The organism is Streptomyces sp. NPDC031121, assembly GCF_055570615.1.
The window spans coordinates 320473-335144 of record NZ_JBVIGV010000002.1; the positions used below are offsets into that span (position 1 = coordinate 320473).

The 14672-nt window shown below is 71.8% G+C and carries 10 protein-coding genes; 4 read left to right on the plus strand and 6 right to left on the minus strand.

Features of this window, described 5'->3' with window-relative positions; translation table 11 throughout:
- Window positions 1-9: 9 nt before the first annotated feature.
- Window positions 10-882, minus strand: a complete 873-nt coding sequence (locus ACZ462_RS04855) for a potassium channel family protein (RefSeq protein WP_467808451.1) — start codon at window positions 880-882, stop codon at window positions 10-12.
- Between the two features lie 507 nt (window positions 883-1389).
- Here ACZ462_RS04855 and ACZ462_RS04860 point away from each other — a divergent pair.
- The 3 genes from ACZ462_RS04860 to ACZ462_RS04870 all read left to right on the plus strand — a co-directional run bounded on the left by ACZ462_RS04860 (window position 1390) and on the right by ACZ462_RS04870 (window position 5920).
- Entirely contained in the window at window positions 1390-2931 is a 1542-nt protein-coding gene (locus tag ACZ462_RS04860) for an alanine/glycine:cation symporter family protein (protein WP_467808450.1), read from the plus strand.
- A 264-nt stretch (window positions 2932-3195) separates the two neighbouring features.
- Window positions 3196-4497 carry a Na+/H+ antiporter NhaA gene (gene nhaA / locus ACZ462_RS04865; protein WP_467808449.1) on the plus strand — a complete coding sequence of 434 codons (1302 nt, stop codon included), beginning with the start codon at window positions 3196-3198 and terminating at the stop codon, window positions 4495-4497.
- 163 nt (window positions 4498-4660) lie between these two features.
- Entirely contained in the window at window positions 4661-5920 is a 1260-nt protein-coding gene (locus ACZ462_RS04870) for a cation:proton antiporter (RefSeq protein WP_467808448.1), read from the plus strand.
- 19 nt (window positions 5921-5939) lie between these two features.
- On the opposite strand, the gene ACZ462_RS04875 is transcribed toward ACZ462_RS04870, so the two are convergent.
- From ACZ462_RS04875 to ACZ462_RS04885, 3 genes are all read right to left on the minus strand, one after another.
- Entirely contained in the window at window positions 5940-7004 is a 1065-nt protein-coding gene (locus ACZ462_RS04875) for a PucR family transcriptional regulator (RefSeq protein WP_467808446.1), read from the minus strand.
- A gap of 155 nt (window positions 7005-7159) precedes the next feature.
- Window positions 7160-7717: a DM13 domain-containing protein gene (locus tag ACZ462_RS04880; RefSeq protein WP_467808445.1), complete on the minus strand. Its 558-nt coding sequence runs from the start codon at window positions 7715-7717 to the stop codon at window positions 7160-7162.
- A 100-nt stretch (window positions 7718-7817) separates the two neighbouring features.
- A complete protein-coding gene (locus ACZ462_RS04885) occupies window positions 7818-8672 on the minus strand; it encodes a class I SAM-dependent methyltransferase (RefSeq protein WP_467808444.1) in 855 nt (284 codons plus the stop codon).
- Between the two features lie 70 nt (window positions 8673-8742).
- Here ACZ462_RS04885 and ACZ462_RS04890 point away from each other — a divergent pair, with 70 nt between their 5' ends.
- On the plus strand, window positions 8743-9387 hold the full coding sequence (locus ACZ462_RS04890; RefSeq protein ID WP_467808443.1) for a PadR family transcriptional regulator: 645 nt from the start codon (window positions 8743-8745) through the stop codon (window positions 9385-9387).
- Window positions 9388-9509: 122 nt separating this feature from the next.
- Here ACZ462_RS04890 and ACZ462_RS04895 read toward each other — a convergent pair whose 3' ends face one another.
- Window positions 9510-12137 carry an RICIN domain-containing protein gene (locus ACZ462_RS04895; protein ID WP_467802871.1) on the minus strand — a complete coding sequence of 876 codons (2628 nt, stop codon included), beginning with the start codon at window positions 12135-12137 and terminating at the stop codon, window positions 9510-9512.
- 42 nt (window positions 12138-12179) lie between these two features.
- Window positions 12180-14594, minus strand: coding sequence for a non-reducing end alpha-L-arabinofuranosidase family hydrolase (locus tag ACZ462_RS04900; RefSeq protein ID WP_467802869.1), 2415 nt, complete (start codon window positions 14592-14594; stop codon window positions 12180-12182).
- Between the last annotated feature and the right edge of the window lie 78 nt (window positions 14595-14672).

The window sequence follows — 14672 nt, forward strand, 5'->3', positions numbered from 1 at the left end:
GCGGGGGCGTCAGGCCCGCCCCGCCTCGCCGTGATCGCGGGCGTAGGCCTCGAAGACCTCGCGGGCCGACCCGCGGGTCCGCAGGAAGCGGCTGTCGAGGATGGCCGCGAGGTCGTCCAGGGCGGCCCGCAGGACCGCCGCCGCCGTCCGGACCTCGGGGTGCCGGGCGGCGGAGGCCTGGTCGGCGAGGTCGAGGGCCGCAGTGATCTGCCGGGCGAGCGAGATGTGGGCGTCCCCGTCGTGGAAGTAGTAGGACTCGGCGTACTGCATGAAGTCGACGGAGACCACGGACACGCTCGCCGCGAGACCGTCGAGGACGGCCGCGCCCGTGCCGGCGTCGATGCGGTCCGAGGTGGGGTGGGTGCGGGCGAGGTGGGAGATCCGCAGGGCGAGGGCGCGGCGGCGGGCCAGGGCCGGGAAGAGGCCGAGCGTCCAGGCGACCGTCGCGCTGAGCAGCGCGAAGCCGACCAGGGCCTCCATGGGCGCGACGATCCTGAGCCACCCTTCGGTGGGGGCGATGTCGCCCAGCCCGAGTGTGGAGATGTGGACCAGCGAGACGTACACGGCGTCTTCGAATCCGGCGTGGTCGGCCGGCCGCAGCTCCGACGGATAGGTGAAGGAGTCCGGCATGGACGGCCAGTAGACGAGGGCCCATCCGACGACGGCCGTCAGGGACCACGTGGCGACGACCATGGCCATCGCCACGGGGCCTGCGAGCCCCGCGGCACGGCGGCGGGGCGTCGCCTTCGCCACGCGCCACACGGCGGTCATGAGCAGGCGGCTCAGGCCTCCGTGCCGGGTCGGGTGCCAGAGGGTGTGGAACACGTCCCGGAGGACGAACAGCACCAGCGCCGTACCGGTGGCGACCGCGAACCAACCCATGCGTCTCCTCCTCGTGATCGCGGAACCGGGCCGGTGGGTTCGGCCTCGCCTCGCCGTGCACCCTCCCCCGCGACGAGGGGCGGGCAACCCTCTCCTGCCCTGGCTACCAGCGGGTATGGCGGTGACCGCCCGTGGCGCGCCGGACGGCCGAACCGCGCGTTCGCTCAGTGGAACCTCAGATCCGGATAACGATCAGGTCACCGAACCAGGGCAAATGCCGCGAAAATCTGGAGCTGTGAGATGGGTCACCCATGACCGCATCAAGGGCGTGCTAGGAATACGCAACTCCGCTTCGGCCCACCCCTGCCGGAGGTCCGGAGCGGCGGCCCCCACCCGGCCGCGGCAGTACCAACCTGTTCCACCAGCACGACCAAGGCGCCCTCTCCGGTCCGAGTCCGCGGACCGGTGGCGTCACGGGTCGCCGAACGGACAACGGCGTTCGCTCAAAGCCCGCACTTTCACACCGGCCCCGCACAGGCCCGGTCTGCGCCATCGAGGTTTTGCCACATGTCACTCGACTCCTTCACCGACTCCGTCGACGAGGCCGTCAGCGGATTCTTCGAGCCCATAGCCACCTGGCTCGGCGAGGTCGTCTTCTACTCCGTCCCTGTCGCCGGCACCAAACTGCCGCTGATCGTCGCCTGGCTCGTCGTCGCCGGCGTCGTCTTCACCGCCTGGTTCGGGGGCGTTCAGATACGCAAGTTCCGCCTCGCGGTGAACGTGGTCCGCGGCAAGTACGACGAGAAGGGGTCGGCCGGCGAGGTCAACCACTTCCAGGCGCTGACCGCCGCCGTCTCCGGCACCGTCGGCCTCGGCAACATCGCCGGTGTCGCGGTCGCCGTCTCCATCGGCGGCCCCGGCGCCACCTTCTGGATGATCCTCTGCGGCCTGCTCGGCATGGCGACGAAGTTCGTCGAGGTGACCCTCGGTGTGAAGTACCGCGAGGTGCACGCCGACGGAACCGTCTCCGGCGGCCCCATGCACTACCTGCCCAAGGGCCTGGCCGCCCGCTTCGGCGCCCGCGGCAAGAGCCTCGGCAAGGTCCTCGCCGTCCTGGCCTCCGCCTTCGTGCTGTTCTTCGGCCTCTTCGGCGGCAACCTGTTCCAGGTCAACCAGTCCTACGCCCAGCTGGTGTCCGTCACCGGCGGCGAGTCCGGCGCGCTCGGCTCCTCCGCCGGCGCCCTGTTCTTCGGCATCCTGATCGCCGCCCTCGTCGGCATCGTGCTCCTCGGCGGCATCCGCTCCATCGCCTCCGTCACGAGCAAGCTGGTCCCGGCCATGGCCGGTATCTACATCGCCGCCTGCCTCGTCGTCATCCTCGTCAACGTCACCGAGCTCCCCGCCGCGGTCGGCACGATCATCGAAGGCGCGTTCAACCCGCAGGGTGTCGCCGGCGGTGTCCTGGGTGCGCTGATCATCGGCTTCAAGCGGGCCGCGTTCTCCAACGAGGCCGGTCTCGGCTCCGCCCCGATCGCCCACTCCGCGGTCAAGACCAAGCACCCCGCCAGCGAGGGCCTGGTCGCCCTGCTGGAGCCGTTCATCGACACTGTCGTCATCTGCACCATGACCGCGCTGACGATCGTGATCGCCAACCCGGCCAGCTGGGGCGAGGCCCGCAAGGGCGAGTCCATCGGCGGCGTGACCATCACCTCCGACGCCTTCGCCACCGTCATGCCGTGGTTCCCGTACATCCTGACCATCGCGGTCATGCTGTTCGCCATCTCCACGGTGCTGACCTGGGGCTACTACTGCATGAAGGCCTGGACGCACCTGTTCGGCCGCAGCAAGGCCAGCGAGGTCACCTTCAAGGTCATGTACACCCTCGTCGCGGTGGCCGGCTCGCTGCTGACGCTGCAGACCCTGATCGACATGGCCGACGCGGTGCTGTTCATGCTCGCCGTCATCAACATCATCGGCCTGTACCTGCTGGCCCCCGTCGTCAAGCGGGAGCTCAACACCTTCCTCGAGTTCGTCCGCCGCCGCGACGCCGGCCTCGACACGGACGGCGACGAGGACACCGACCAGGAGCCGGCGAAGACCACCGTCTGACCGCATCCCCGCGGCCCGGCCCCTTGAGGGCCCGTACCCCCCCTCGCGCCTTGGGGGTGGGTACGGGCCCTCACCCCTGCCCGTGACAAGCATCACCGCACGTCAAAGCCCCCCTGGCGACATCCCGCCCCTCCCGATAGGGTGTAAAGAACGCGTCAAAGTGCCGGTGTACCACCGGGCGGACGCGGGGTGTGCCGGGAAGTCTGGTCGGCGTCCTCGGGGCCGTGTGCCCTGCCACTGCCGACGCCCGGAGGTTCTTCTGCCATGACCGCTGCCCCGCCGCCCGAGCGCTCCCCGTTCCTCGGCCTCCTGCCCTGGCCCGAGCGCCGCGCCATCGCCGAGGCCCTGCGCACCGAGACCATCGGCGGCATGGTGCTCCTGGCCGCCGCGGTCATCGCGCTCGTCTGGGCCAACAGCCCCCTCGGCGACCTGTACGAGCAGGTCCGGGACTTCCACTTCGGCATACCCGCGCTCGGCCTGGACCTCTCCGTCGGCCACTGGACCGCCGACGGCCTCCTCGCCGTCTTCTTCCTCGTCGCGGGCATCGAACTCAAGCGGGAACTCGTCGTCGGGGAACTCCGCACCCCGGCCACCGCCGCGCTGCCCGTGGTCGCCGCCCTGTGCGGCATGGCCGTACCGGCCGCCCTGTACGTGCTCACCGCGGCCACCGCCGGCGGCAGCCTGGACGGCTGGGCCGTCCCCATGGCCACCGACATCGCGTTCGCGCTGGCCGTCCTCGCCGTCATCTCCACGCACCTCCCGGCCGCGCTGCGGGCGTTCCTCCTCACCCTCGCCGTCGTCGACGACCTCGGCGCCATCCTCATCATCGCGATCTTCTTCACCGCCGACCTGAACTTCTGGGCCCTCGCCGGAGCCTTCGCCGGACTCGCCGTCTTCTACACCCTCCAGCGCTTCCGGGTGCGCGGCTGGTGGTGGTACGTACCGCTCGGCCTCGCGATCTGGGCGCTGATGTACAACAGCGGCGTCCACGCCACCGTCGCCGGCGTCGCCATGGGCCTGATCCTGCGCACCCGCCCCGACAAGGGCGAGGACGCCTCCCCCGGAGCGCGGGTCTCCCACCTCGTCCACCCGTTCTCCGCCGGTGTGGCCGTCCCGCTGTTCGCGCTGTTCGCCGCGGGTGTCAGCGTCTCCGGCGACGCCCTCGCCCGGGTCTTCACCACGCCCGAGCCGCTCGGCGTCGTCGTCGGCCTCGTCGTCGGCAAGATCCTCGGCGTGTTCGGCGGAACCTACCTCGCCGCCCGCTTCACCCGCGCCCGGCTCAACCCCGACCTCGCCTGGGCCGACGTGTTCGGGCTCGCCGTCCTCGCCGGGATCGGCTTCACCGTCGCCCTCCTCATCGGCGAACTCGCCTTCCCCGGCCAGGCCGTCACCGAGCAGATCAAGGCCGCCGTCCTCATCGGCTCCGCGATCTCCGCGGCCCTCGCCGCACTGCTGCTGCGGCGCCGCAACACGGTGTACAAGCGGCTCTACGAGGAGGAGACGCTGGACGACGACGCCGACGGCATCCCCGACATCTACCAGCGTGCGAGCGCCGCGGAGCGCTGACCGGTTGATGCCGGTGACCGGCAGTGAAGGGGGCGGGGTACTGCCGTCTTGAGCCCGTCAGAGCAGCGTAGGGAACCCGTAAAGTACTCGGTGGTGTGCCGGGAAGCCTGGTCGGCGGTCCAGGGGACACGTGTCCGCTCTCGCCGATCGGGGGGTTTCTTCCATGGTGCTCGTTGCCGTCTTCGGGGTCGTACTGCTCGCCGCAGTCCTGTTGTCCGGGCTCGCCGCCCGGACCGTCCTGTCCACCTCACTGCTGTTCCTGCTGGGCGGTGCGCTCGTCAGCGACGGCTTCCTGGGGCTGATCCACATCACCCCGGACAGCGAGATCGTCGCGGTGACCGCGGACCTCGCCCTGTTCGCCGTGCTGTTCACCGACGGCATGCACGTCTCCTTCCCGGCGCTGCGCCGCAACTGGAGGAACCCGGCGCGCGCGCTGGGCCTGGGCATGCCCCTCGCCCTGGTCGGCATGGCGCTGGTGACCCACTACCTCGTCGGGCTGGACTGGACGACCTCGTTCCTGGTGGGAGCCGTCCTGGCGCCGACGGACCCGGTGTTCGCCTCGGCGATCGTGGGCCGCAAGGAAGTGCCTGCCAAGCTCCGGCAGCTGCTGAACGTGGAGAGCGGCATCAACGACGGCCTCGCCCTGCCGGTCGTGCTCGTCCTGATCGCCGCCGCCGGCCCCACGTCGGGCCACGCGGAGGCCTCGCTCGGCAAGATCGCTCTGGAGCTGGGGCTCGGGCTGGGGCTCGGCGTGGTGCTGCCGCTGCTCGTGGCGGGACTGGTGCGGGTACGGCACCTGGGCGCCGAGTCGCGGCTCCAGCCCCTGCTGCCGCTGGCCACGGGCATCATCCTCTACGGTCTGTGCCACCTCACCCACGCCAACCCCTACCTGGCGGCCTTCTCCGCGGGCGCGGTCCTGGCGAGCGTCTCGCCGGAGGCCAAGGAGGTCTTCGAGCCGCTGGGCGAGGCGGTGGCGGAACTCGCCAAGTTCGCCGCGCTGCTGGTCTTCGGGGCACTGCTCACGCCGGCGCTCTTCGGCGACCTGTCGTGGGGCGGCTACGCGGCCGTGGTGCTCGCCATCGTGCTCATCCGGCCCGCCTCCCTGCTGGTCTCCCTGCTCGGCACGAAGTTCGAGATGCGGGAGAAGCTGGTCGCGGCCTGGTTCGGCCCCAAGGGATTCGCGTCGGTGGTCTACGGCCTGCTGGTCCTCCAGGCCGGCATCCCGCAGGGCGAGACCGCGTACACCCTGATCGCGGTCTGCATCGCCTTCTCCATCGTCGCCCACAGCAGCACGGACGTCCCGGTGGCCCGCCTGTTCCACGTCGAGGGCGACGGCGACGCCCCGAACGGCGACGGCCCGAGCGGCGTGATCCCCGCGGCGGCCGGACCGGCCGGCGAAGCGCACGACCGCGTCCGGACCTGAGGACCCCGCCTCTCCGCCATCACCGCTCCTTCTGCGGCCAGTCCAGCAGCCGGGCCCCTATGACGGCCGTCTGCAGGGTGTAGCGGTGGCGCGGATCCCCCGGATCGGCCCCGGTGAGCTTGTGGATGCGTTCGAGGCGGTAGGTGAGGGCGCGGACGCTCAACGACAGCATGCGGGCCGCCTCGGTGGCCACACAGCCCGCCTCGAAGTAGGCGTGGAGGGTGTCGACCAGCGGCCTGGCACCGCCCCGGGCCTCCCGGAGGGGCCCGAGGACGGTGCCGACGAGATCGGCCATGGCCTGCCGGTCCCGCCCGAGAACCGGGTAGACGAGCAGGTCCGCCGCGTGCAGGACCGGCCCCTCCAGGTTGATGCGGGGGGCGAGGTCGAGGGCGTTGAGGGCCTCCTCATAGGAGTGGACCACTCCCCCGGCGCCCGGGTGGGCCCTGCCGATGGCGACAAGGCCGCCGTCGGTGGCCGCGTACGCCTGCTTCGCGAAGTAGGCGAGGACCTCGGGCTGGTCGCCGGGCGCGACGCAGATCAGCCGGCCCTCCTTGGTGGTCAGCAGGATGCTGCGGTTGCCGAAGCGGGCCAGGACGGCCGCCTCTATGCCCCGCACGATGCTGTAGCCGTCCCCGTACGGCTCGGGACCCTGGGCCACCGCCACCGCGTGGGCCTGCGACAGGCGCAGGCCGAAACGCTCGGCCCGCTCCGCGAGCCGGCCGAGGTCGCTGCCCCCGTACAGCAGGTCGTCGATGAACTCCCGCCGCGCCGCCTCCTGCTGCCGCACCGCCTGCTGCTGGGCCCGCTCGTACCCCTCCGCGAACGCGTCGACCGCGTGCTCCAGCGCACTCAGCAGATAGGGCAGCACCCGTGCGGGGAGCTCCGGTTGGATGTCGCGGGCGAGGGCCAGGTGGGCCCGCACCAGGTCCCGCAGCCCTATGCCGGCCTCGGCGGCCCGTTCGCCCGCGTCGCGGCGGGCCTCCAACTCGGCGCGGGTGAATCGGCGGCCGGTGGCGCAGGCCTCGCGCAGGAGCTCGGCACTGCCCTCCAGGTACTCGTCCGCCGTCCGCTGCTCGTCGCTCACCCTTCGCCCCGCCTCTTCGTGCACGTCACTGGCCGAGGGTCAGCCTGCCATGTCCCGTGCACGTGATGCTCCGCAGGTCGGGCGCCCGGCCGCGGCCCTCCGCTTGAAGGCGCGGCGTTCGCCCGGGCGCGGGGCGGGAGAGCGGCGGACAGCCGTCACGCCTTGGCGAGTTCCGCCGCCCCGAAGGAGACGTCGAAGCGGTCGCACCAGATCGCGACGCTGGTGTAGTCGGCGAGGTTCACGTCCGCCGGGATCTCGTAGTTCTGGTCGCCCTTGTTGCCCTTGAGCTTGCCGAGGCTGACGTACTTGCCGTCGTCGAACACCCGCCAGCCCGCCACGCCTTCCTTCACCGGAGCATCGGTCAGCCACACCCGCAGGTCGGGCCCGTTGCTCGTGTCCAGGCCCTCCAGCCGGAGGACGTGGGATCCGTCGGCCAGCCGGACGACCTGGGCGGTGCCCTTGGTGGCGTGCTCGTGGCTGATGAAAGAGCCGCGGGCCAGGGTCCGGGGCGCGGCCGGTGCCGCCGGGGCATCGGCCCCCGAGGGGGTCCCGCTCGGCGCCGCCGGCGGGGCGGCGGGCAGGGCCTCGCTGACCGTCTCGTCCTGCCACAGCTTCCACGGCTGGAACAGGTAGAGCCCCACCACCAAGGCGACCGTCACCACGGCGACGAGCGCCCCCACAAGCGGCCGGCGCATCCCACGACCCAGCTTCATCCCATCACTCCCTGCTCCGCGCCCGACGGGCGATGTGTTCACGAGCGCATTCAACTGGATGCCGGGGCCGCAGGCCACATCGGGGCACGAGGGGACGGGCTCAGGTCTCGCGGACGGCCTTCACGAGCCAGGCGGCCGACGCGTAGAGGACGCCGTCCGGCTCCTCGTGCCGGGCCGTGGACCGGCGCAAGGCGTCCAGGGCGCCGGCCCGCCCCTCCGCGTCGAGCCCTTCGAGCATCCAGCCCAGCAAGCCGCTCACGAAGCGGTGCGCGGCATCGGCGTCCGCCCCGAACCACATGGGGGCGCTCTCGTCCCGGATGGCGACTTCCGTGAATCCGGCGTCCGCCAGCACGGTGCGGATACGGTCGGGGTCCGCCAGGGCGAAGGGCCCGGGAGCCCCCGGCGGCGGCGCCGGCATGGTGCGCCCGGCGGCCATGGCGTCCCGGAAGTCGCGGAACCACTCGTTGCGGGCCGGTTCCTGCCACACGAGCTGCACGAACCGGCCACCGGGGCGCAGTGCCGAGGCGATGTTGCGGAAGGCGGCCACCACGTCGGCGAAGAACATCGTCCCCGTCCGGCTGACCGCCACGTCGAACTGCTCCCTCGGCATGGGGTGGACCTGGGCGTCCGCCTGCTCGAAGACGACGTTGTCCAGCTGCTCGGCGGCCGCGCGGCGCCGCGCCTCCCGCAGCATCGCGGCCGAGAGGTCCATCCCGACCACCCGGCCGTCCGCAGCGATGCGTGCGGCGTCCCGCGCGGTCTGCCCCGTTCCGCAGCCGATGTCCAGCACCGCCTCCCCCCGCCCGATGGCCGCCGTCTCGAAGAAGGCGTCGCGGTAGGCGAGCAGCGCCCTGTCAAAGACGTCGGCGTGCTCCGCCCAGTAGGCCCCCTCGTCGCCGTCCCATGCCCGGGCCTGCTCCGCGTTGGCCGGATCGGCCCTCATCACCTCGGACATCCCGCTCACCACCTGAGGCCTATACTCCCCATGGGACTACTTGATTCCGGCATACGCCCCAGAGGCCACCATGTCAACCAATCCGACCCTGACCACCACGTCCTACGCCATCCTCGGCCTGCTGGCGGTCCGGCGGTGGAGTACGTACGAGCTCGCCCGGCAGATGGACCGGAGCCTGGGGCGGATCTGGCCCCGCGCCCAGAGCAAGATCTACGAGGAACCCAAGAAGCTCGCCCGGCTGGGCCTGGCGGAAGCCGGCCGGGAGGCGGTCGGCCGGCGCCCCCGCACCGTCTACGGCATCACCCCCGACGGCCGGCGCGCACTCGCCGCCTGGCTGCACACGCCCGGGCAGGGTCCGGTCCTGGAATCCGAGCAGCTGCTGCAGGTCTTCTTCGCCGACTCCGCCACCAGGACCGACACCCTCGCCACGCTCCGGGCCGCCCGCGTCTGGGCGGAGGAGCGCAACGAGGACAACCTCGCCGCCATCGCGGCCTACCGGGCCGGGACGGGCCCCTTCCCCGGGCGGGCCGCCCACACCATGCTCGTCGGCTGCTTCCTCACCGAGTACTACCGGCTCGTCGCCTCCTGGTCCGACTGGGCCGTCGGCATCGTGGAGGACTGGCCCGAGGACCCGCGCGCCGCCGAGGCTCCCCCCGCGGAGATGGACCGGATCGAGCGGCGGGCGCACTGGCCCGAGCGGTTCGGCAGCGCGTGATCCGCCCGGACGGGCACCCGCCCCGCCCCGGACGGGCACCCGCTCGGCCCCGGACGGGCACCCGCTCGGCCGGGGCGGGGCCGCAGGCCGTTGTGGGCCTGCGGCCACGCCCCGGCGGTGGGTCAGGACGGGTCGCCGTACTGGAGGCCTCGTCCGTTGGTGCCGACGTAGACGCGGCCGAAGGCGTCGGGGTCGCCGGTGATGACGCCGGTGCCGCCGATGCTGCCCCACTGGTGGGCGTCGTCGTTGACGCGGAGCCAGGTGGCGCCCTTGTCGGTGGAGCGGAAGACGCCGGTGGCGTCCTTGACCGTGCCGATCAGGTAGAGGGCCTGGTACGGGGCCCCCGGAGCGGCCTTGCCGAAGCCGACGGCGGAGGCGGACTTCACCGGGGCGGTCCGGGTGAAGGTGCGGCCGCCGTCGGTCGAGTGCAGGAGCCCCTGGGCGCCGCCGGCGATCCACAGGTGCCCCGCCACTCCGGGGACCGCCTTGAGCCGGCCGTCGGCGGGCAGGTCGGCGGCCCGGGCGGTGAAGGTCGCCCCGCCGTCCGTGCTGGCGTACAGGGTGCCGCCGGCCAGGGAGTAGAACGTCCCGGCCGAGGCGCGGTCGGCGACGACGGCGGCGCCGCTGCCCAGGCCGCTGACCTTCGACCAGCTCGCCCCCTTGTCGGTCGAGCGGTACGGGGCCTGGCCGGCCTGCGTCCAGACGATGGCGGAGCCATCGGCGGAGAGCGCCACCCGTCCGCTGTCGGCGCCGGCGACCGGTTCGGACGCGAAGCCGTTCCAGCTCCGGCCGCCGTCTGTGGAGTAGGCGCCGTCCTGGGCGCCGCCCCGGCCGACGCGGACCATCACCGAGGGGTTGGACTGGGCGAAGTCGATGGATGTGCTGTTGGTCATCATCGGGTTCTTCAGCCGCCCCGGGGGCACCTCGGTCAGGGAGTCGTGGCGGAATCCGCCCAGGTCGCCCATGGCCGTGACGACGTGGGCGCCGCCGGGCGGGGCGATCGCGTCCAGCAGGGCGGTCTCCTCCAGCCCGCGGGCCCCGACGCTCCAGTGGCTGGTGCCGCCGCTGTCGGAGGCGTGGGCGTCCTTGCTGCGCAGGATGCCGCTGCCGGTGCCGTACAGCACGTGCCCGGAGTCGAAGGGATCGATGGCGAGGGCGGTCATCCAGTGCCCGGTGCCGGTGCCGACGTACGGCGCGGCGGAGGCGTCCCGCACCGATTTGTCGGCCAGGGCCTTCCAGGAGGCGCCGCCGTCGGTGGTCCGGTAGATCTCGTCCTCCGGCCACCAGCGGCCGAGGGTGGTGACCATCACCGTGGAGGGCTTGCGCGGGTCGACGGCCAGACCGGAGAACCCGTAGTTGCCCTGGGACGGGGAGATGTTCTTCCACGTGCCGGCCGCCGGCGTGTGCTTCCACACCGAGCCTCCCGTCACGCCGTTGGGGCCGAGGGCGTTGGTGTACGTCAGGTACAGCGAGCCGTCGCCGGAGATCACGCCGTGCTGCGGCATCTGCCCCGTGGGCTGCCCGGGCACGGCCTGCCAGGTGCTGCCGCCGTCGGTGGAGCGGTAGAGGGAGGTGGTCTTGTCGGCGACGCCGACGTAGACGGTCTTGCTGCCGGCCGGTCCGTACGTCACGAAGGAGATGCCGGCGCCGCTGCCCGCCCCGTCCTTGACGGGGAACGAGGAGACCTGGCTCCATGTCGCGCCGTGGTCGGTGCTGCGCCACAGGCCGTTCTTGCGTGTGCCCAGCAGCAGGGTGCCGTTGTCCGCGGGGTTGACGGCCAGCCGTTCGCCCGCCCCGCGGCCGTCCTCGTTGCCGCCCAGCTTGAAGGGCAGGTCGGTGCGCTGGAAGGTGCGGCCGCGGTCCTTGGAGCGCAGGATCGCCCCGTTGCCCGCCCAGTTGTTGGTGTAGGTGCCGGTGGCGAGGTAGAGCCGGCCGGGATCGACGGGGTCGGTGGCCAGCGCGTCGATGCCCAGCAGGTTCCAGTCCTTCTCGCCGATCCAGTCGGTCAGTGGGATCCACTGCTCGGCCCCGGTGTCCCAGCGGTAGGCGCCGCCCATGTCGGTGCGCGCGTACAGCAGGCCCTTCTCCCGCGGGTTGAACACCAGTCCGGTGACGTAGCCGCCGCCCACCACCTGGGCGTTCCGCCAGGTGTACGGTCCGGATCCGGACGCCTTGTCCCCGGTCGTCCTGACCAGTCTCCACTGCTGGTTGGTGCCGCCGTGTCCGCGGTACTGGATGACGGCCGCGCCGTCGGCCGTGGAGCCGCCGGAGACGTCGAGGACCTGCCCGCTCCTGCGGGAGGTGAGGACGACGGCGTCGGAACCGCTCACGTCGTCGATCCGCCATTCCTGCGAGGTGGAGGGGCCGTCGGTCTGCTGCTCGGCTGGGGCCGCCTGGGCGGTCGAGTCGCCGGCTATGCCCAGCACCTTGCCGCTGTTGCGGTTCACCAGCTCGTAGTAGCCGTCCCGGGTGGGTCGCAGCTTCCACTGCTGGTTGGCGGTGTTCTGGTCCGTCCACTGCTGGATGCGGGTGCCGTCGGCGGTGGAGAAGGCGTTGACGTCCAGCGCCTTGCCGCTGCGTACGGAGACCAGCCGGTAGTAGGCGTTGCCGTCGACCGTCGCGGCCTGGGAGTCGTCCTGCACGTACAGGAGGTACGGCACGAGGACGGCGGGCACGCCGAGCAGCAGCCCGGTGCCGGTCCAGCGACGGCGGTGGCGTCCGCGGCGCGCGCCGTTCGTGGGGTTCTTCATGGGGGGTTGTTCTCCTTGCGTGGTTCTGTGGTTCGGAGCGGGTCAGCGCTTGAGGGTGAGGAGGCCCGGCCGGTACGGCAGCCGGTCGTAGGGGCCGCCTGCCGCGGGCGCCTTGCCCTGGTAGAGGAACCGCAGGTTGCAGGGGTCGACGGTCATGGTCTGGTCGGGGTTGTCGCGGACCAGGTCGCCGTGGCTGATGTCGTCGGTCCAGGTGGCACCGCTGTTCGCCTTGCCCGCGAAGGGGTTGCTCTCGCTTGCGGCCTGGGGGGTCCACGGGCCGTCCAGGCTGGTGGCCGTGAACGAGCGGAAGTAGCGGGCCTGGTTCGTGCCCCTCGCCTCGACGATCATGAGGTACTGGTTCTGGCCCTGGACCCTGTAGACCTGCGGCGCCTCGAACAGCTTCTCCGGGGTGTCGCTCATGACCGTCGTGTACGAGGAGCCGAAGTTCCCGGGGAAGTTCCCGATCGGCATGCTCGCCCGGTAGATCCTGCCGTTGTCACCGGCGAAGAAGAGGTGCATGTTCCGGTCGTCGGCGATCAGGGTCTGGTCGATCGGGCCGGTCGGGGACTCGGTCCGGGGGATGCTGCCGGTGAACAGCGGCTGCGGCGCCGACCAGCCGTCGGGGTTGGCCGGGTCGCTCGACGTGCGGTAGGCGAAGGGCCACTGCCCCCACTGGTACGCCAGCACCCAGATCTTCTTGGGCGCGAAGTAGAACAGCGTGGGGGCCACCGCGGCCTGGCCCATCCCGGTCTGGCGGGCCGACGCCATGTCCGGCCAGTTCGTGAAGGGCCCGGACATCATGGAGCCGTACGAGGATCCCGAGAAGTTCGAGCCGTAGACCAGGTGCTTTCCGTTGTACGTCACGTGGGTGAAGTCCTTCAGCGAGGCCCACCCGTTCGCCGGCTGCGCCAGCGCACCCGTCGAGGTCCACCGGTAGGTCGACGGAAGAGGGCACGTGCCCGTCGGGGCGGGCGCCGCCGCGGCCGGCTTCCCGGACGGGCCGGTCCACTTCTGGTTGCCGCCGGACCAGCAGGAGTGCAGCTGGATGCCGGTGCGGTTGGCGGTGGCGGCGCCGACGGCGTCGAGGCACAGCCCGGACCGGACCCCGGAGATCGTGCCGTCGGTGTTGATGTTCCACTGCTGGCCGTCGCCGCCGTTGCAGTCCTCGATGACCACCGCGGTGCCGTTGACCGTGCCGTTGCCCCTGGCGGCCAGGCACTTGTTGCCGTAGACCACCAGCTGCTTGCCGGAGGTGTGGGTCCAGCGCTGGTTGGTCCGCCCGTGGCAGTCCCACAGCTGCGCCTGGGTTCCGTTGGCGGTGGTGGAGCCCTTGATGTCGATGCAGCGGCCGGAGGCGACCCCCTTGATCGTGCCGGTCCCGGTCCCGGGGCTGGTGCCGGATGCTGCCTTGAAGGCGTTCACGACCGCGGTGTACGCGGGCTTGGGGTTGCCGTTGTCGTCGAACAGCAGGGGGTTCGCGCCCGTGCGCCAGGAGTCGCTGTCGCGGATGCCCCAGACCGTGATGCCGGTGCACCGGGCCACGGCCAGGCAGGCCTTCACCGTGTCGGCGTAGTGGGTCGGCGACGCCTGGGCGATGTCCAGCTCGGTGATCTGTACGTCGACGCCCAGGGCGGCGAAGTTGGCGAGGGTGGTCCGGAAGCTCGCCGGGGGGCCGCCGTTGCCGAAGTGGCTCTGCAGCCCGACGCAGTCGATGGGCACGCCGCGGGCCTTGAAGTCCTTGACCATGCTGTAGACGCCCTGGGTCTTGGCGTCCGACCAGTTCTCGATGTTGTAGTCGTTGTAGCAGAGCTTGGCGGAGGGGTCGGCCGCGCGGGCGGTGCGGAACGCCTCCTCGATGAAGCCGTTGCCCAGCACGTTCTGGAACACCGAGCTGCGGCGCTGGGTGGAGCCGTCGGCGAACGCCTCGTTGACCACGTCCCAGGAGTGGATCTTTCCCTTGTAGCGGGTCATCAAGGTGGTGATGTGGTTGTTCATCACGCTGCGCAGCGTGTTCGCGTCGCCTATGGAGCCGACCCAGGACGGGAGCTGGGAGTGCCAGACCGCGGTGTGGCCGCGCAGGCGCTGGCCGTGCGCCGCGGCGCGGTTGACGATCTGGTCGGCCGCGCCGAAGGTGAACCTGCCGCGGGACGGTTCGACGGCGTCCCACTTCATCTCGTTCTCCGGGGTGACCATGGTGAACTCGCGGTCCAGGATGGCCGTGTACTTCGCGTCGCCGAGCCTGCCGGCGGCCACCGCGGTTCCGAAGTACCTGCCCGAGGGGGCCGCCTGCGTGCCCAGGGGGGTCGCGGCTCCGGCGGAGCTGGGGAGGAGCGTCACGACGCCCCCCACCAGCGCCGCGGCCGCCAGTCCGATCGTCAGTGTCCGGCCTCGCCGGCCGCGCCGGTGCAGGCCCTTCTGCGGACGGGGCGCGCGGCTTTCACGGGTATCTCGCGTCATGGGGCGCTTTCTTTCGGGAATGTTCCTGTCGGTGTGGGGCCTCTCGCGCCGGCTCGCATGGTGAGCGGCGGGAAGAAC